We start from the raw sequence: 20,220 nt of genomic DNA on the forward strand, positions 1-20,220 counted from the left end.
ATGCATACTTCAACCACCAGTACTGCGGTCCTAACGCCGTGGAGCGCAGCGCAGTTACAACAGGCTACCCAGGGTTATTGGCTGAATGGTCGTACGCCAAGCACTGAAATTAAACGTATTTTAACTGACTCCCGTCATGCTGAAGCCGGCGATGCTTTTCTGGCACTGAAAGGTGAGCGTTTTGATGCCCACGATTTTGTGGCGCAAGTGGCAGCCAGCGGCTGTCAGGTAGCGATTGTCAGCCAGCCAGTCGATGCTGATATTTTTCAGTTGGTGGTGCCGGATACCCGCTTGGCACTGGGCCATTTGGGCGCTTATCGTCGTGCTCAATATCCCGACCTGAAAGTGATTGCCTTGACCGGCAGCAGCGGCAAGACCACCACCAAGGAAATGCTGGGCAGTATTCTATCGCGTCTGGCACCGACCTTAATTACCCGCGGTAACCTGAATAATGATTTAGGCGTACCGATGATGTTGCTGGAGCTGCGTCCGGAACATCAATATGCGGTGATGGAGCTTGGAGCCAGCCATCAGGGTGAAATTGATTACACTTCGCAGCTGGTACAGCCACAGGTAGCGGGGATCATTAATATCGGGACTGCACATCTGGGCGAGTTTGGTGGTCGTGAGGGTATTTGCCGGGCCAAATCTGAAATTTATGCACATATTGTGGCAGATGGATGTTCGATTGTACCGGCCGCAGATGATTTTGCTGACTCGATCCGTCAGGCAGTTCGCACTGAACAGCAGCTTAGTTTTGGTAACGGCGGGGAGGTGTTTGCCACCGACATTGAACTTCAGCCCCAATCGGCCCGTTTCCAGTTGCATACCCCGCAAGGCGTGCGTGCAGTCGATTTACCATTTGCTGGTGAACATAATATCCAGAATGCCACAGCCGCAGCGGCATTTGCGCTGGCGATTGGCATTGGTCTGGATGATATTGTTGCCGGACTGGAACAGGCCCAAGGTGCCAAGGGTCGTCTGAATTTTATTCAGCACGGTGCGCATCTGTTGATTGATGATACCTATAATGCCAACCCGACCTCAATGCGGGCGGCCGGTGAAGTGCTGGCGCAGCAGGAGGGGATTCGGGTCATGGTCATCGGTGATATTGGCGAGCTGGGTGCATCGGCGGCAATTGAGCATTATAAGCTCGGCCGCGATCTGGTGTCGCTCAAAGGCCTGAACTTTGTGGTGGCGGTGGGCGAGTTTGCTCCGGCCAGCCAGGAAGGGGCACGCAGTACCCAATACGGCAAAAAACTCCAGGCCTTCCTGAATCAGGAACAGGCCTTGCCATTTTTAATTAGTCTAGTCGAAACACATCAACCTCAGTCCATGAGTTTCCTGTTCAAAGGTTCTCGTTATACCCATATGGAAACGTTGATGACTGCATTGATGGAGAAACTTTAAATGCTGTTATGGTTGTTTGAACAGCTTGCGGGCTATCACAGCTCGTTTCAGGTGGTTCGTTATTTAACATTACGTTCATTGCTGAGTGTCCTGACAGCGCTCGGGATTGGTCTTTTGCTTGGACCAGTGATGATTCGTAAGTTACAGGCATTAAAATACGGTCAGGCAGTCAGCTCGTTTGCGCCAGAAGGGCATGCAAAAAAAATGGGTACCCCGACCATGGGTGGTGTGCTGATTTTACTGTCGATTGGGATTTCGACCCTGCTCTGGGCCGATCTTTCCAACCCTTATGTCTGGATTGTACTGGCGGTTATGGTAATCTTCGGTGCGGTTGGCTGGGCCGATGACTGGATTAAAATCCGCTATAAAGACAATGCCGGACTACCGGCACGCAAGAAGTTCTTCTGGACTTCGGTGGCCTCTTTGGGCGCAGGTATTGCGCTGTACTATATTGCCATACAGCAGCCGAACCCGGCGCAAACCGCCGATATGCTGGATGTCTTAATTCCGTTCTTTAAAGATTTCAGCATTCCGTTATCCATGATTCCACTGGGTATTGGCTTTATTATTTTCACCTATCTGGTGATTAATGGTGCTTCCAATGCGGTGAACCTGACTGATGGTCTGGATGGTCTGGCGATCATGCCAATTGTACTGGTTGCGGCCGGTTTAGGTGTATTTGCCTATCTGGCCGGTGATGTGCGCTTTGCCGATTATCTGCATATTCCTTATGTCAAATACGCCTCTGAACTGGTGGTGATCTGTGCCGCCATGATTGGTGCCGGTCTGGCCTTCCTCTGGTACAACGCGCATCCGGCGCAAGTCTTTATGGGTGATGTCGGCGCTTTATCGTTAGGCGCGATGCTCGGCACAATTGCGGTGATGGTGCGTCAGGAAATCGTCTTTGCGATTATGGGTGGGGTGTTTGTGGTTGAGGCGATATCGGTCTTCCTGCAAATCGGCTCACTGCGGATGCGTAATAAACGCGTGTTCTTAATGGCGCCGCTGCATCATCACTATGAAAAGAAAGGCTGGCGTGAAACCCAGGTGGTGATTCGTTTCTGGATTATTACAATTATGCTGGTGGTTTTAGGCTTAATGACCTTAAAATTGCGCTAAGCAAATTGAACTGAAAAGTCGGCGCTTGCCGGCTTTTTTTATGGCAGCAAGCTTGGGAGAAAAACATGAACCTGCTGATGTGTCCTGTCTGTCGTCAGCCCTTAAGCCTGACCGACCGAACATGGCGCTGTGACAACAAGCACAGTTATGATGTGGCCAAACAGGGCTATGTCAATTTGCATGTGGTGCAACATAAGCACAGTAAAAATCCGGGCGATACTCCGGAGTCTGTACAGGCGCGCCGGGCATTTTTAAGTGCAGGACACTATGCACCGCTGCAGCAGGCGGTGGTAGAGAAAATTCGCAGCCTGCGTATTGAAAACCTGCTTGATATTGGCTGTGGGGAAGGCTATTACACCAACGCCATGCAGGCTGAAGTGCTGCAATGTGTGGGCGTCGACATTGCCAAAAATGCAGTACAAGTGGCCGCCAAACTGAATAAAGACGTGACCTGGGTGGTGGGAACCGGTGCGACTTTGCCGGTTTTGGATAAATCAATTGATCTGTGTACCAGTCTATTTAGCCCGATTCCAAAAGCGGAAATTCTGCGGGTGCTGAAACCGGAAGCTTATCTGATGGTGGTAACCCCGGGACCGCAGCATCTGTTTGCGATGCGCGAAGCCTTGTTTGAAGAAGTTAAAGTGCATGAACCACAGAAGTTTGTGGAACAGCTAAAAGATGTGTTTGAGTTGGTCAGTGAAGATGTGGTTGATGCAGCAATGTGCTTAAATCAGAGCGATTTAAAACATCTGATTGCGATGACGCCATATGCCTATAAGGCCAAACCGGAACGCCGTCAGGCGCTGGAGCAGCAGGATCAGTTCCCGCTGAATGCGCAATACCAGATATATCTGTTTCAGAAAAAGTAAGTCCTAAAAAAGCCCTCAACTGAGTAATGCCAGTCAGTTAAGAGATTGACTGGCTTTTTCTTGGGTATTTTTGAGGTTTTCCTTTTACAACCCTTGGATAACTCCTCACTCTTCTCTCAGGTATAACATACCGATTAGATTTCTCCATTAAACTTTCCAGATGTTTGGGTAGATTACCTGCAGAAGCCAAAGAGTCGAATCTTAGTAAATTAAGAAGGGCGATAGATGCAATATGAAAACTGATCCTCAACGGGCTTACTTTGGCACGTTGAGCCATATATTTCATTTGTCTTCTTAGAACATTATAAGCAATCAAGACACCCCATAATTCTTGATAAATTAAGTCTGGCTGTTTGCTCCTTAAGTGCTTACCTTCCTGTAAATTGCTTTTAATTTCTCGGTAACACATCTCTATCTCCCAACGTTGAGCATATAACTTTGCTAAAGTTCGAGCTGGATATGTCTTTGAATCTAATAATGAAGTGATATAACGGCGGATTTTTCCTGCCTGCTCAACTTCAATTAAACGTGCTTCCCAGTAATCTCCTAATGCTGGATTAAGTTTTTTGGCTCTTGCTGATATTGGCATCCTGATATGAAAATCATGTGGGGAATTCCGTTTAATTATGTCATAACGTAAATTATCTTTAGCTCGCATAAGCCAATGGCTTGATTCTCCACGTGTTTGCCAGCCTATTAAAAAATCAGCAGAGAAATAAGCTCGATCAAACAAAGTAATACTTTGTGCTGGAGGAGATAATTGATTTGCTAATGTGAGTTCACCTTGATCCATACTGCCTATTTGGGCATCTATGATTTCATGAGTATTGGTATTCACTAGACACGTGGCTCTCACTTGTGGGTAAGGTGCTACAGCAGTTTTACCTTTAGATGAGCCAAAATGATTAAAATTCTCCTTGGTCAGTGGCATAGACCAAACCACCCCGTCAACAGCACATACACTAAGACCTTGAAAGCTTGAATATTGTTGTTGTGATTCATCAAACCATGCTTGGCTGATTAAGGAGAATAAGGCAGCTAAGGGTTCTCGACCTAAACGTTGTCGAGCTTGGACAGCTGCACTAGGAACACAATAATCTGTTGTACCAAACACGAGTTTTAATTGTTCTACCACATAGCTGATGGGTTGATTGCGAAACAAGGCAAGCCCAAGAACAAGCCAAACCACGTGCTCAGCAGGTAATTTTCTCCTTCTGATCGATGCCTTACCTGTTTGATGCAGGCTTGTTTCAATCCAATTTAAGTCAATAAGTTCACAAAAATGGCTAAGTGATGGGAGAGCATGTTCAAGAGTGGATTCTAAATGTTCAGATAAAGACATAAAAAAATGAGCGTATTTACATACACTCATTTTTACTACATTTTTCTAAAATTTGCTTAACTGACTGGCATTACTCAACTGAGGGCTTTTTGTGGTGCGTTTATAAGACTTCATCAATCAGGTTTTCAATCGCATCAGGGCGAGAATTCTGCTGCTGATTTTGCGCTGGTTGTTGCGGCTGTGCCGGTTGCTGTGGCTGAGGCTGCATTGGTGGTGGAGTCGCCTCATCCGGAATCAGGATTTCCTCACCCGGCAAATCATCAAAATCATGCTGTGGCGCAGGCGCGACCGGTGCCGGCGCAGGACGATACAGCGGACGGGCCAATGGCGGTGATGAACGATAGCGCTGCTGCAACTCCTGGCCCATGCTGTCATTGCTGGCACTATCGCGGCTTAGCTGGTTGCCTTTACGGTCCAGACTGACCCAGGCTTCCGGTGTACCTTGCAGGGCTTTACCCATAAACTCGGTCCAGATCGGCAGGGCTGCGACACCGCCATATTCACGACGACCCAAAGTCGTTGGCTGGTCAAAACCGACCCAGGAAATGGTCACCAGTTTACCATTAAAGCCGGCGAACCAGGCATCTTTGGCATCGTTGGTGGTTCCGGTTTTTCCACCAATATCATTACGGCCAATACGCAGGGCAGCGCGTCCAGTACCGTACTGAATCACATCACGTAGAATATTGGCCATATCATAGGCCGAGCTGGATTTTAAAATACGCTGTGCCTGACGATACTGGCTGCGTTCAATCTTGTTGGCTGGCGCTGCATCTGCAGTTTGGATTGACTGATTGGTGACTTCAATCACTTCATCATCTGGCGTTTTTACTTCAGCTGTTTCAGGATTTTTTTCATCTTCACTGATACAGGCAATGCAGGCATATTCAGGATTGGCCTGATAGATGGTTTTGCCATACGCATCTTCAATACGCTGAATAAAATGCGGTTGTACCCGATAACCGCCATTGGCAAAGGTGGCATAGCCGGTGGCCATTTGCACCGGCAGCACCTGTGGCGTACCTAAGGCGATGGTGTAGTTACGCGGAATCTGGTCTTCCTGCAAGCCAAAATCCATAAATAGTTGGCGGGTACGGTCCAGACCGACGGTTTGAAGTAAGCGGACTGAAACGGTATTTCGAGATAAATACAGCGCACGGCGTAAAGGAATCATGCCCAGATAACGGCCATCCGAGTTACGTGGTGACCATTTGCCAATGGTAATTGGGCTGTCATTGAGCATGGTATGCGGAGTCATGCCGCGTTCCAGCGCCATCGCATAAACAAAGGGTTTGATAATTGAGCCTGGCTGGCGCCAGCCTTGCAAGGCACGGTTAAAGGTCGATTGATAAAAGTTATAACCGCCGACAATGGCTTCAATCGCGCCATTGTTTGGGTTAATTGCAATCAGCTGCCCCTGAACTTTGGGAACTTGCACCAGTGACCAGGAACTTTTGTTCTGGTTAGGGCGTAAACGGACAATATCGTTAACTTTGACAATTTGAGCTGCCCGGTTTGGTGCTGCGCCAACACTATTGGCATTGCGATAGGGACGCGCCCAGGACATGCCAGACCACGGGACAGTGACGGTAGAACCATCCTGCATCAGGGCTTCAAAAGAATTGTTCAGGACTTTGGTGACTTGTGCGGGATAGGTGTTGGCAAAGGCACGAAAGTCACTCAGTGGCTGGTCATGCGCTTCGGCACCGCGCCAGCCATGACGGCGGTCATATGCTTCTAGACCATTTTGCACCGCCTGTTCGGCATAAGCCTGACGTTTACTGTCAATGGTGGTGTAAACCTTATAACCAGAATCAACCGCCTGCTTGCCGAATTTTTTGACCAGTTCAGCTCGGACCATTTCCCCAACATAGGGGTGAATATTACTGATACTGCGATCCGGCATATCCAGGTTAATTGGCTCGGCAATCCCACCCTGATATTCATTCTGGTTGATATAACCGAGTTGCAGCATCCGGCCCAGAATCCAGTTGCGACGTTCTAAGGCACGTTCCGGATTGACCACTGGATTGTAACGTGATGGCGCTTTTGGCAGACCGGCAATCATCGCCATTTGCGCAATACTCAGTTCTTCCAAGCTTTTGTTATAGTAAATTTTGGCTGCTGCCGCGATCCCGTAAGCATTTTTACCGAGAAAGATTTTATTGACATACAGGGTCAGAATTTCTTCTTTGGACAGGTTCTGTTCAATTTTTCGGGCTAGAAAAATTTCAGTCAGTTTGCGTCTTAAAGTGCGTTCCGGGCTTAAATAATAGTTCTTGGCCACCTGCATGGTAATGGTCGAGCCACCGGTTTGCACATTAGAACCGGTCACCGCTTCACTCACCGCACGGCCTAGGCCTTTAAAGCTGATGCCGCTATGTTCGAAAAAGGCCGAATCTTCAGCCGCTAAAAAGGCATAGATAAACTTTTCGGGAATCTGGTTGTACTCGACAGGTACAGAAAGTTTGCCACCATACTCTGCAATTAACTGATTATCCGTGCTATAAACTTGTAAAGGCTTCAAAAGAGGCGCTTTTTTTAGAGTGGTCATTTCCGGCAAAGATGGGGCAATATAGAGATACATGCCATAAAAACCCATCGGAATGGAAACTAACACAATAATTATGAGCAAAAAAAATGGATGAACACGGCCCGAACAAGATAGCTTTTTCATAACAAGTAAGTTTTAATAAGAGCTAATGGCAAACTAATTGCTGGTCAGTATAGCCTTTACCCATACGGATTGTTAGATGAGTTATTGTATCCGTACAAAAATATAGACCACAAAGCAACTTAGTGAATGGCATTTTTTTGGGGATAAAAAAATAATAGGAAAAACTTATTGTGCGCAGGTTATATCGTAAACCGAGTAAGGGGTTAATAGGTGTAGATATTAGTTCTACTTCTGTTAAGTTATTGGAACTCTCTGTAAAGAATGATCGTTACTGGGTGGAAAGTTACGCCTTGGTACCGCTCCCAGAGGGCAGTGTGGTTGAGAAAAATATTCTGAATCCTGAAGCTGTAGGGGATGCGCTCGAGCGTGCCTTTAATTTGGCCAATACACCGACAACAGCTGCCGCTTTAGCGATTCCAACCTCAATGGTAATTAGCAAGACCATTGAGATGGATGCCGATATGACGGATGACGAACGTGAAGTTCAAATCCGGATGGATGCAGAGCAATATATTCCTTTCCCATTAGATGAAGTTAGCCTGGACTTTGAGGTGCTGCCTGATCGTCTGGCCAATCCAAACCGGGTCAATGTTTTGCTGGTGGCGACACGACTGGAAAATGTCGAGAGTCGCTGTGAAGCGATTGAACTGGCCGGTTTAACCCCAAAAGTGGCAGATGTCGAAAGCTTTGCCATTGAAAATGCCTTTAAAGTCTTCGCCGATACCTTGCCGATGGGGGTAAATACCATTGGTGTGTTAGACATTGGTCATACTATGACCACGCTGTCGGTACTCAAAGACAATAAAATTATCTATACCCGCGAGCAGGTCTTTGGTGGCAAGCAGCTGACCCAGGAAATCCAGAACCGTTATGGTCTGTCCTTTGAAGAAGCCGGCCGCGCCAAGAAAAGCCGTACCTTGCCAGATGATTATGATGTTGAAGTGTTGGAGCCATTCCTTGAGGCGGTGGTGCAGCAGGCGGCACGTTCGCTGCAGTTCTTCTTCTCCTCATCGCAGTTTAGTGAAATTGACCATATTCTGCTGGCCGGTGGGAATGCCAATATTCCGGGCCTGGCCAAGCTGCTCCAGCAAAAACTGGGTTACCGAGTCACCATTGCCAATCCGTTTTTACAGATGGGTTTCTCCTCCAAAATTGATATTAAAAGAATTGAAAGCGATGCCTCTTCATTGATGGTGGCATGTGGCTTGGCATTGAGGAGTTTTGATTAATGGCAAAAATTAACTTACTCCCTTGGCGTGATGAGCTAAGAGAAAAACGAAAAAAAGAATTTATTGCGGTTTGTATTGGGGCTGCATTAATTGGGGTGCTGGCCGTCACGCTGGCATGGTTCTATTACAACCATAAACTGCAGGATCAGGAACAGGCCAATCAGCTGGTGATCAGTACCAATCAGAATCTGGATGTACAGTTAAAGTCGCTGGAAGGTCTGCAAGAGCAGCGTAATGCCATTGTCGAGCGTATGAAGCTGATTCAGGGTCTGCAAAGTCAGCGTCCTGTAGCGGTACGTCTGGTCGATGAACTGGTACGCGTCACCCCAAGCAGCATGTATTTGACCAAAGTGGCCCGTATTGGCAATAAATTTACCTTTGAAGGCAAGGCTGAAAGTCCAAACACCGTGGCAGAGTTCCTGCGTAATCTGGAAGCATCGCCATGGTATCGCAATGCCTTCATGAATTCTTTCTTGGCCGTTGAAGAAAATAAAAACAAGGCACCAAGTTCGGTTGTTCCACGGGTAGAAGAAAGCTATGGCAGCTTCGTGGTAACGGCAGATTTGGATGAAATTGCACTTCCAGGCACAGCACCTGCGTCTGGTACTCAAGCAACAGCGGGGGCAGTACAATGAGTCTCGATCAATATGAAGAAATGAATCAGGATACTGTTGCTGCGCCAAAGAAAAAAATGACGCTGGATAAATTCCTGCAGCAATGGAATACCTTAGATCCGAATAACTATGGCAGCTGGCCGTTTTCCGTCAAGCTGACCATCTGGCTCTTTATTATTATTTTAATTGCCATCCTGGGCTATTTCCTGGCCATCAAGCCCAAGCTGGATGCAATTTCCAATGCGCGTGCACAAGAGCAGAACCTGCTGAATGAATTTCGTGAAAAAGATTCCAAACTGCGTAACTTGCAGCAATATCAGGCGCAGTTACAGGAAATGGAAGCCAACTTTAACCAGCAGCTACAACAGTTGCCAAAAGAAACCGAAATTCCAGGTCTGGTTGAAGATGTCAACGTTACGGGCGTGAATTCAGGCTTAAGATTTAAAAATATCCGTCTGGAAAATGAAATCAAGCAAGAGTTCTTTATCGAGCAGCCAATTTCGATTGAAGCCACCGGTGATTATCATGCTTTTGGTTCTTTTGTGAGCGGTACAGCCGCTTTACCGCGAATTGTGACCATGCATGATTTCACTATTACTGCCGGTGAAAACAAGGAAAAGAAAACCGATATTCCACAAATTACCTATGTCGCGAAAGCCAAGACCTATCGCTATGTCGCGAATACCGATGCACAGGCCGGTAATAGTACGACTCCAGCCACAGGAGCAGCACAATGATGAAATTTGAAAAACTTTCGTTGGTTCTGGTGTTGGGCCTACTGGCTGCAGGTTGTGATTCACGTATTGATGCCGTGAATGCACAAATGGCAGAAATCCGTAATCAGCCGCCGTTACCGATTGAACCGGCACCGACTTTTGAGCCAGCACCTGTATTTAACTATGCAGCACATCAGCTGAAAAGCCCGTTTATGCCAAGTTCTCTGGCGGCCGAGCTAAAGATTATGGCCGGCAAGCGGGTTTATCCAAACCTGTCACGCCAGTTGCAGCCTTTAGAAAGCTATGCACTGGAAACCTTAAGCATGAAAGGCAGCATGCGCGGGCAACGCGGTGAGATTCAGGCCCTGATTCAAACTCCAGATGGGGAAATTGAACGGATTCAGCGCGGCAGCTATATGGGCTTGAATCATGGTCGGGTCATCAATATTACGCCGACACAAATTGACTTAATTGAGATTATTCCAGATGGTCGCGAAGGGTATGTTGAACGTCCAAGAAGTCTAGTACTGATTGGGCCGGCACCATAAATTAAAGGAATAAAAATGAATAATACTGTGAAAGATTTTATTTTTGGGGATGGCATTACAATGAACAATTTGTTCCGTCAGTTTTCAATGGGCGCTGTTGCGATGGCCGTCATGCAAGTGGCCAATGCGCAGGTCAGCATTACCAATATCGTACCCATGCAAATTCCAGGACAAGGTACTGAAATTCGTGTCATGTTCAATGGCTTGCCGTCTCAGCCTGCAGCCTATCAGCTTGAGCAGCCATCACGTTTGGTGCTGGATTTTGATAAAGCCCAGCAGAGCTTAAAACAGGCCAGCATTCCGGTTGCGACCCGAGAAGCCAGCTCGGTTGATGTCAGTTCCGATGCCCAGCGTGCACGTTTAACGGTCAATCTGGCTGAAGCCGGTGCTTTTACTACCCGTGTCGAAGGTAATACTTTTATTCTTAAAATTAATAGCACTCAGGCAGCCGCAACCCCAGTAGCCGTACAGCAGACGGCTCAAGGCGTATCGAATATTGGCTTCCAGCGCGGTGCAGAAGGGGAAGGTCAGGTGGTGATTGACCTGGCAGGCAGCAATACTCCGGTCGATGTACAACAGCAAGGCAGTAAAATTATTGTCCGTACTTTGGGCAATAAAATTCCTGCACATCTGGCGCGCCGGTTAAATGTCAATGATTTTGCCACGCCGGTATCTACCATTGATGCGCAAAATGATGGTGGTAATGGGGTGATTACCATTCAGTCTGCCGGAAGCTATGAATATATGGCGTATCAGGCGGAAAATAAACTGACCATTAGCCTGAAACGCCCGGTAGATAAGAACCCGTTCAAACCGCGTGCAGCACAAAGTTATACCGGCAAAAAGATTTCTTTAGATTTCCAGGATATTGAAGTGCGTCGTGTGCTGCAGTTACTGGCGGATTTTACCGGAATTAACATGGTGGCCGCCGATACGGTACAAGGCAATATCACCTTACGTCTCAAAGATGTGCCGTGGGATCAGGCGCTAGATATTATTTTAAAAACTAAAAATCTGGATAAACGCCGTAACGGCAATGTGATCTGGATTGCACCCGTCGCAGAACTGATCAAGGCCGAAGAAGAAGAAGCCAAAGCGATTGCACAAAGCGTCAAGCTGGCGCCGTTGCAAACCGAATATATTCAGTTAAATTATGCCAAGGCTGCTGATATTGAGAAACTGATTACTGATGGTAAAAACGCATCCAATTCTCGTGGCGGCACAAATTCGGGTTCAGGGACAGATCCACTTGGTGATAGCGTCGGTAGTCTGCTCAGCCCTCGCGGTACCGTGTCAGTTGATCCACGAACCAACACCCTGATTATTAATGATACCGCGCAAAAGATTGACCAGATTCGCGGCATGATTGACTTGCTGGATGTGTCAGTGAAACAGGTGATGATTGAAGCGCGTATTGTGCGTGCCACCACTGATTTTACCAAAGAGATGGGGGTGAAGTGGGGCATCCTGTCACAAGGGATCATGAATAATAACCATCTTCTGGTCGGTGGTAGTGATACCACACTGTGGAATTTACGTGAGCCGGAATTTGACGATGTGCGTGGTGGTTATACCTATGAAATTGAACGTCCACAAAACTTGAATGTCGATTTGGGAGTCACCAGCCCAGGTGCGAGCCGGATTGCTTTTGGTCTCATCAGCCTGTCTGACTTTATGCTGGATTTAGAACTGTCTGCCTTACAAGCTGATGGCTATGGTGAAGTAATTTCGACCCCGAAAGTGCTGACTGCTGACAAGCAACAGGCCAAAGTCGCTTCAGGTACGCAGATCCCGTATCAGTCTGCTGAAGGAGGTGGTGCCAATGCGGTGTCCACCACAGAGTTTATTGATGCCACGCTCAGTCTGGACGTTACACCAAGCATTACCCCGGATGGTAAAGTGCAGATGAACCTGAATATCACCAGTGATAGTCCAGGAGCACCAACCCCAACCGGTCAGCTGACCATTAACAAAAACTCGATCAATACCAATGTACTGGTCGATAATGGTGAAACCGTCGTGCTCGGTGGTATTTTTGAGCAACAAACGGCAAACTCACAAACTAAAGTGCCATTCCTGGGTGATATTCCGTATTTAGGCCGTTTATTCCGTAAAGATATTAAATCGGACAATAAACGTGAGTTGCTGATTTTTGTGACACCACGAATTGTTAATGACAGTGTTTCAAGAAATCATTAATATATTTTCAATTTAACAAAATAAATAGGTGACTCCTTGCCAAGCAAAGAGTTTAACGCCCTGCCAAATATCTATTTGGTAGGGCCGATGGGGGCCGGAAAAACCACGGTAGGGCGACATTTGGCAGAGCTGCTCGGGCGCGAGTTCCTGGACAGCGATCATGAAATCGAGCGCCGTACCGGGGCCACCATTCCCTGGATTTTTGAAAAAGAAGGGGAAAGCGGTTTCCGTAACCGTGAAACCACCGTCATTGACGAGCTGACCTCTCGCACTCAACTGGTTCTTGCCACCGGCGGCGGTGCAGTCACCCAGGCCCCGAACCGTGAATTCCTCAAACAGCGTGGTATTGTGGTATATCTGTATACCCCGGTGGAAATCCAGCTGCAACGTACCTACCGCGATAAAAACCGTCCTCTCCTTCAAGTTGAAAATCCTGAACAGAAACTGAAAGATTTGCTTGCAGTACGCGATCCATTATATCGTGAGGTGGCACATCATATTATTGAAACCAATCAGGGTGCAGCCCGTGATCTGGCACAAAAAATCCTGAATGTGATCGTGGCGAAGAAATCAATTTAATTGAGTACAGTGTTTTAAAACCATGCAAACCTTATATGTTGAACTCGGCGATCGCCGTTACCCGATTTTTATTGGCAGTGATTTAAATCCGCAGACCTTACTGGAGCCTTATATTCAAGGCAAGCAGGTCATGATTGTGAGCAACAGTACCGTGGCGCCTTTGTATTTAGAGCACTATCAAACTGCCATAGAAGCACTGGGTAAACAGGTGGCAACATGTATTTTGCCTGATGGTGAAAAATACAAGGATATTCAGCATCTCAATCTGATTTTTGATGCGCTGCTAGAGGCCGGGTTTAACCGCGATTGTACCGTGCTGGCACTCGGCGGCGGTGTGATTGGTGATATGGCCGGGTTTGCCTCAGCCTGTTTCCAGCGCGGCGTGTATTTTATTCAGGTACCGACCACCTTGCTGTCTCAGGTCGACTCCAGTGTGGGTGGGAAAACCGGGATTAACCATCCGCTAGGTAAAAACATGATTGGTGCCTTCCAGCAGCCGCAAGTGGTGCTGGCCGATATGTCGCAGCTCAAGACCTTGCCGGATCGTGAGCTGTCTGCTGGTCTGGCCGAAGTGATTAAATATGCACTGCTGGGTGATATTGAGTTTCTGGACTGGTTAGAACAGCACATGGATGCCTTGGTGGCGCGTGATCCGGTTTTACTGGCAGAAGCGGTGTACCGTTCTTGCGCGCACAAAGCCCGTATTGTCGCCAATGATGAAAAAGAGCAGGGCGAACGCGCATTGCTGAATTTAGGCCATACCTTTGGTCATGCTATCGAGTCTTATCTCGGCTATGGCGAATGGCTGCATGGTGAAGCGGTTGCGACCGGCATGGTGATGGCCGCCGATTTATCACATCGGATGGGCTGGATTTCCGCAGACGATGTTGAGCGTACAAAAAGAATCATTTCTCGTGCCCAATTGCCGATAGTATGTCCTAAAATTCCGTTGGATGATTTTCTCGGTTTTATGGCCCATGACAAAAAAGTGCTGAATGGCCAGTTGCGACTGGTGTTAATGCAGCGTCTGGGACAGGCCATCATTACCCGGGAATTTGATCCGGAATTAATGAAACAGTCTATTCTTGCGCATCAGGCAGCATAAATAAGGGATCCCATGGCAGCAGCATCACAAAGCGTCAAACAACGTGTTCAGAATTCCATCTGGTTGGTGTGTGGTGCGCTGTGTCTGCTGCTGGCGATTATCTTCTGGGCCATTACCGATCGTGATGAGCTGGTTGAAGTGGAAAAAGCCCCGGAATCAGAAGTTGAATTACAGATTCAGCCGGCAAAAGTCGCGGCAACCGCGCATTTGGGTGCCTTGATCGACGAAGTCAAACCGCTGGAACAAACCAAGCGTTTAACCGCTTCCGGTTTGCATGAGCCTGAATTTCGCGGCACCAAATTTATCTCCGAGCAGCGTAAGAACCAGACCATTGAACTGTTTCGCGTGAGCGAAGAAGACATTATCAAGGGTTTTCTGAAAAAACAGGCTGATCGCCAGAGTTTTCTTTATATTCGCTTGAGTGGTGAAAACCGCGCCGAGCAATATGTATTGCTGTATGGCAATTATAAAAATACCAGTCAGGCGCAAAGCGCTTTAGAACAGCTAGCGCTGCAATTGCCTGCATCGATCAAACCGGTGGTAACCAGCTTTATGGACTATCTGCCGTTTGTCAATGACCTGGGTGCAGAGGAAGTGAGCCTGAACAATAAACTCTATGAAGTGGCTTTAAAGCCGGCTGCGCTGCCGAAAATTGATGAAAGTCTGCTGGCTGCACCAAAACAGAGCGCAACCAGTCCGCAACGCTCCACCACAACCACCACCGTAACCCGCCGTGATCAGGACGGAAACGTGGTGGATGTGCAAAAATCACAAAGTGGTGTCGCTCCACCTGCACCAGCATCGAATAACACCACCACAGAACAAGAAATTAGCGATCCTTTCAATTAAACTGCCGTTCTAAAATAGCGCAGGCTGGTGTATAAAAATAAAGATATGCACAAAAATAGTGCGTATAAAATAAGCCAAACTTCCCTGAAAGCGCACTGCTCTCACTGAAACTTGCCCAAATTAAGTCATTTAAAAATAGCACAATAAAGTTGGCATCATTTTTGCATTATTGGTGCATCAATTGAGTTAATGTCCCTATTTTGGAGCAAGAAAGATTCAATGATTGTGCGAAATCGTCAAATGTTTATGCTTGATTTAAGTGCGTAAAGGCAGTCATGGTTTTCCTTAGCTTGTCATCTTGATCACTCAAGATCAAAGCCAGGAGAAATGAACTTGCTCAACATGGATCTTAAGCTAAGTCAGTCGGACCAGGTCGCAAAAGAAAGTAGATTGTTAATGCCCAGCAAGGGCGCGTTGAAAGAAGGGTACGCTATGCACATGCCATCGCCTAATACTGTAGCTCCCGCTCAAGGTTTATACCAACCGGATGAGTTTAAAGATAACTGTGGTTTCGGTTTAATCGCCCATATGCAGGGTGATGCAAGCCATGATCTCGTCAAGACCGCCATTCATAGTTTAAGTTGTATGACCCACCGTGGTGGTATTGCCGCAGATGGCAAGACGGGCGATGGTTGCGGTCTATTGCTTGCCATGCCAAAGCAGTTCTTCCGTGAAGAAGCCAAACGCTTAAGTGACATTACCTTAAGTGAAGTGTTTGCTGTGGGCACCATTTTCCTGAGCCTCGATCCGGCCTTAGCTGCGCATGCCAAACAGACGTTAACCAAAGAAATTGAAGCAGAAGGCTGTAAAGTCATTGCCTGGCGTGTAGTGCCAACCAATAACGATGCCTTAGGCTCAATTGCCATGCAGTCTTTGCCTGCCTTTGAACAGGTCATCGTGAACTGCCCGATTGGCGTGACTGAAGTTGAATTTAACCGCAAATTATTTTTGGCGCGTCGCCGTGCCGAGCAGCAACTCAGCAATGATCCGTATTTCTATGTGACCACTTTGTGCTCAACTGTGATCAGCTATAAAGGTCTGATGATGCCAGCCGCGATTGCTGACTTCTATACCGACCTGGCTGATGAGCGTTTAGCGTCTCATATTGTGGTGTTCCACCAGCGTTTCTCGACCAATACCTTGCCACGCTGGCCGCTGGCGCAGCCGTTCCGTTATCTGGCGCACAATGGTGAAATCAACACCATTACGGCAAACCGTAACTGGGCGCTGGCGCGTACCCCTAAATTTGAAAACCCGTTATTGCCGGGCTTAACCGAGCTGAATCCAATTGTGAACCGTACCGGTTCGGATTCATCCAGTCTGGACAATATGCTGGAAATCCTCGTGGGTGGCGGTATGGATCTGTTCCGTGCGCTGCGTATGCTGGTGCCACCAGCCTGGCAAAACGTGGAAACCCTGGATGCAGACCTGCGTGCCTTCTATGAATTTAACTCGAAACACATGGAAGCCTGGGATGGTCCGGCAGGTTTGGTGATTCAGGATGGCCGTCATGCCATCTGTATGTTAGACCGTAACGGTTTACGTCCAGCACGCTGGGTCATCACCAAAAATGGCTATATTACGCTTGCCTCTGAAATTGGGGTTTGGGGTTATGAACCGGAAGATGTGGTGTCGAAAGGCCGTGTTGGTCCGGGCCAGATTCTGGTGGTCGATACCATGACCGGCAAAGTGCTGGACACCAGTGATGTAAACCAGCACCTGAAAAAAATGCGTCCTTACCGTGAATGGTTACGTGAAAATTCAGTTCGCGTTCAAGGCAGCCCGGAATTAGAAGAATATTTATGTGATCAGGGCTTAAAAGGCGATGGCCTGAAAGCGGCACAAAAAATGTTTATGGTCACTTTTGAAGAGCGTGATCAGCTGCTGCGTCCAATTGCAGAAAGCGGTCAGGAAGCAGTTGGCTCGATGGGCGATGATACCCCAATGGCCGTGTTGTCGCGTCAGGTGCGTCATGTATCGGATTATTTCCGTCAGCAGTTTGCACAGGTCACCAACCCGCCAATCGACCCGTTACGTGAATCGATTGTGATGTCGCTGGAAACCTGTCTGGGCCGTGAGCAAAACGTATTTGAACAGGGGCCGGAACATGCTGATCGTCTGATCATTTCCAGCCCGGTACTGTCAAACTCGAAAATGCACCAGATTCGTACTTTAGGACGTAAAGGCTATGAAATTGCCGATATCGACCTGAACTATGCTGAAACTGAAGGTCTGGAAGCGGCAATCACACGTATTTGCGAGCAGTCTGCGCAAGCAATTCGTGATGGCAAAACCTTATTGGTACTTTCCGACAAGAAAATCCGTGAAGGCTATCTGCCGGCTAATGCAGTGATGGTCACTGGGGCAGTGCATCACCACCTGATCAATACCGGTTTACGTACCGATGCTAACCTGATTGTGGAAACTGGTTTTGCCCGTGATCCGCATCAATTTGCAGTGTTGCTCGGTTTTGGTGCAACCGCGATCTATCCATATCTGGCCTATGATGTGATCAATGATCTGGTGACTAAAGGTGAATTGCTCGGTGATCCGGTCTATGCACAATCGAACTTCCGTAAAGGGATTGAAAAAGGCCTGCTGAAAGTTCTGTCAAAAATGGGTATTTCAACTGTTGCTTCGTATCGTGGTGGTCAGCTATTTGAAGCAGTCGGTTTATCTGCCGAAGTGGTGAATACCTGCTTTAGCGGTGTACCAAGCCGTATTCAGGGCGCGACTTTTGTCGATCTGGAAAATGACCAGAAAAAACTGGCCGATACTGCGTGGAAAGCGCGTAAGCCAATTGACCAGGGTGGTTTGCTGAAATTCGTCTTCGGCAAGGAATATCATGCCTTTAACCCGGATGTGATCAATTCCTTACACAAGGCGGTGCGTTCAGGCAATTATGCCGATTTTAAAGAATACGCCGAGATTGTGAATAACCGTCCAATCGCGACCATTCGTGATTTATTCAAACTGAAAACAGACAATTCGATTCCACTGGAACAGGTGGAATCGGTTGAAGAGATTTTACCGCGCTTCGACTCTGCCGGGATGTCTTTGGGTGCGTTATCACCTGAAGCGCACGAAGCGATTGCGATTGCCATGAATACGATTGGTGGTCGTTCTAACTCGGGTGAGGGCGGTGAAGATCCAGCGCGTTACGGCACCATCCGTAACTCGAAAATCAAACAAATTGCATCGGGCCGTTTTGGTGTGACTCCTGCCTATTTAACCTCTGCAGAAGTCCTCCAGATTAAAGTCGCGCAAGGTGCAAAACCAGGTGAAGGTGGCCAGTTGCCGGGCGGTAAAGTAAACGGACTCATTGCGCGTTTACGTTACTCTGTACCGGGCGTAACCTTAATTTCGCCGCCGCCGCATCACGACATTTACTCGATTGAAGATTTATCACAGTTGATCTTCGATTTAAAACAGGTGAACCCACAGGCGATGGTGTCGGTGAAACTTGTTTCTGAGCCAGGTGTCGGTACGATTGCGGCCGGTGTTGCGAAAGCTTATGCCGATTTCATTACCATTTCTGGTTATGATGGCGGTACAGCGGCTTCGCCACTTTCTTCTATTCATCATGCAGGTTCTCCGTGGGAGCTCGGTCTAAGTGAAGCGCATCAGGCACTGCGTGTGAACGACTTGCGTGGTAAAGTTCGCGTACAAACCGATGGTGGTTTAAAAACCGGTCTGGACGTGGTGAAAGCGGCTATCCTCGGTGCTGAAAGCTTCGGTTTTGGTTCTACCCCAATGATCGCTTTAGGTTGTAAATACCTGCGTATCTGTCACCTGAACAACTGTGCGACCGGTGTGGCGACGCAGCAGGATCACTTGCGTCAGGAACACTATATTGGTGAGCCGCAAATGCTGATCAACTTCTTCACCTTTATTGCTGAAGAAACCCGTGAATGGCTGGCGGCACTGGGTGTATCCAGTCTGAAAGACCTGATTGGTCGTACAGACTTGCTGGAAATTCTGCCAGGTGAAACCGACAAGCATGCCCATCTGGATTTAAGCGCCTTGCTGGAATCACATCCTGCCGCGGAAGGTAAGGCGCAGTACTGTGAAGTACAAGGCAATGAACCGTTCGATAAAGGCGTATTGGCCGAGCAGATGGTTAGCGAGATGCTGCCAGCAATTGAAGCCGGTACCGGTGGTGAATTTAATTACAGCATTGGCAACTGTGACCGTTCAATCGGAGCACGTATTTCCGGTGAAATTGCCCGCCGTTATGGCAACCTCGGTATGGAAGCCCATCCGGTGAAAATGAACCTGACCGGTACTGCAGGTCAATCGCTGGGTGTCTGGAATGCCGGTGGTTTACACATCAAGCTGGAAGGCGATGCCAACGATTACGTCGGTAAAGGTATGGCTGGTGGACGACTCTCGATCTTCCCGCCAAAAGGTTCGCCGTTCCAGACCCAGAATACCGCAATTATTGGGAACACCTGTCTGTATGGTGCCACTGGTGGTAAACTGTTTGCAGCCGGAACTGCAGGCGAGCGTTTCGCGGTGCGTAACTCGGGTGCCTTTGCCGTGATTGAAGGCGCGGGCGATCACTGCTGTGAATACATGACCGGTGGTATCGTGACCGTGCTGGGTAAAGTCGGACACAACTTTGGTGCCGGGATGACAGGTGGTTTTGCTTATGTACTTGATTTGGACAACGACTTCGTTGACCATTACAACCATGAGCTGATCGAGTTAAACCGTATTTCTACAGAGTCGATGGAGGAACACAAAGAGTTCTTGTCACGTATCTTAGATGAGCATATTCAAGAAACGGGTAGTGCCTGGGCGTACAAGATCCGCCATGAGTTTGATTACTACAGCCGCAAGTTCTGGCTGGTAAAACCAAAAGCAGCCAACTTGCTGACTTTGTTAAAGACAACTCAAGCTGATCCTCAATAATTCCACGACTGCAGAAATGAAGCCAGATGCAAGGCAACTGTGAATCCCTT

Annotated in this window: 14 protein-coding genes; 12 read left to right on the plus strand and 2 right to left on the minus strand. The window is 47.9% G+C overall.

What is annotated here, in order from left to right:
• From P253_RS09645 to P253_RS09655, 3 genes are all read left to right on the plus strand, one after another.
• The gene (locus P253_RS09645) at positions 1–1,410 is read left to right on the plus strand and encodes a UDP-N-acetylmuramoyl-tripeptide--D-alanyl-D-alanine ligase (RefSeq protein WP_016658440.1); all 1,410 of its coding nucleotides are present in this window, start codon (positions 1–3) and stop codon (positions 1,408–1,410) included.
• Positions 1,411–2,529 (plus strand): phospho-N-acetylmuramoyl-pentapeptide-transferase, encoded by a 1,119-nt coding sequence (gene mraY, locus P253_RS09650; protein WP_016658441.1) that lies wholly within the window; start codon positions 1,411–1,413, stop codon positions 2,527–2,529.
• 65 nt (positions 2,530–2,594) lie between these two features.
• Positions 2,595–3,398, plus strand: coding sequence for a putative RNA methyltransferase (locus P253_RS09655; protein ID WP_016658442.1), 804 nt, complete (start codon positions 2,595–2,597; stop codon positions 3,396–3,398).
• 37 nt (positions 3,399–3,435) lie between these two features.
• Here the strand turns inward: P253_RS09655 and P253_RS09660 are convergent, their stop codons facing one another.
• Entirely contained in the window at positions 3,436–4,740 is a 1,305-nt protein-coding gene (locus P253_RS09660; RefSeq protein ID WP_016658443.1) for an IS4 family transposase, read from the minus strand.
• 100 nt (positions 4,741–4,840) lie between these two features.
• Complete coding sequence (gene ponA, locus P253_RS09665) at positions 4,841–7,417, minus strand: penicillin-binding protein PBP1a (RefSeq protein WP_016658444.1); 2,577 nt, start codon at positions 7,415–7,417, stop codon at positions 4,841–4,843.
• 170 nt (positions 7,418–7,587) lie between these two features.
• Between ponA and P253_RS09670 the strand changes: the two genes are divergently transcribed.
• The 9 genes from P253_RS09670 to gltB all read left to right on the plus strand — a co-directional run bounded on the left by P253_RS09670 (position 7,588) and on the right by gltB (position 20,170).
• On the plus strand, positions 7,588–8,646 hold the full coding sequence (locus P253_RS09670; RefSeq protein WP_016658445.1) for a pilus assembly protein PilM: 1,059 nt from the start codon (positions 7,588–7,590) through the stop codon (positions 8,644–8,646).
• Positions 8,646–9,281: a PilN domain-containing protein gene (locus tag P253_RS09675; RefSeq protein WP_005180516.1), complete on the plus strand. Its 636-nt coding sequence runs from the start codon at positions 8,646–8,648 to the stop codon at positions 9,279–9,281. The genes P253_RS09670 and P253_RS09675 overlap by 1 nt, the downstream gene beginning before the upstream one ends.
• Entirely contained in the window at positions 9,278–9,997 is a 720-nt protein-coding gene (locus P253_RS09680) for a type IV pilus inner membrane component PilO (RefSeq protein WP_016658446.1), read from the plus strand. The genes P253_RS09675 and P253_RS09680 overlap by 4 nt, the downstream gene beginning before the upstream one ends.
• Entirely contained in the window at positions 9,997–10,524 is a 528-nt protein-coding gene (locus P253_RS09685) for a pilus assembly protein PilP (protein WP_035363443.1), read from the plus strand. Before P253_RS09680 ends, P253_RS09685 begins: the two co-directional genes overlap by 1 nt.
• A 60-nt stretch (positions 10,525–10,584) precedes the next feature.
• Positions 10,585–12,723, plus strand: coding sequence for a type IV pilus secretin PilQ (locus tag P253_RS09690; RefSeq protein WP_171066701.1), 2,139 nt, complete (start codon positions 10,585–10,587; stop codon positions 12,721–12,723).
• A 36-nt stretch (positions 12,724–12,759) separates the two neighbouring features.
• Complete coding sequence (gene aroK / locus P253_RS09695) at positions 12,760–13,302, plus strand: shikimate kinase AroK (protein WP_016658449.1); 543 nt, start codon at positions 12,760–12,762, stop codon at positions 13,300–13,302.
• A 22-nt stretch (positions 13,303–13,324) separates the two neighbouring features.
• Positions 13,325–14,407, plus strand: a complete 1,083-nt coding sequence (gene aroB, locus P253_RS09700) for a 3-dehydroquinate synthase (RefSeq protein WP_016658450.1) — start codon at positions 13,325–13,327, stop codon at positions 14,405–14,407.
• Between the two features lie 12 nt (positions 14,408–14,419).
• A complete protein-coding gene (locus P253_RS09705) occupies positions 14,420–15,256 on the plus strand; it encodes a hypothetical protein (protein WP_016658451.1) in 837 nt (278 codons plus the stop codon).
• 438 nt (positions 15,257–15,694) lie between these two features.
• The gene (gltB, locus tag P253_RS09710) at positions 15,695–20,170 is read left to right on the plus strand and encodes a glutamate synthase large subunit (protein WP_155757093.1); all 4,476 of its coding nucleotides are present in this window, start codon (positions 15,695–15,697) and stop codon (positions 20,168–20,170) included.
• The last annotated feature ends 50 nt before the right edge of the window (positions 20,171–20,220 follow it).

Source organism: Acinetobacter indicus CIP 110367, assembly GCF_000488255.1.
In the GTDB taxonomy this organism is placed as follows: Bacteria; Pseudomonadota; Gammaproteobacteria; order Pseudomonadales; family Moraxellaceae; genus Acinetobacter; species Acinetobacter indicus.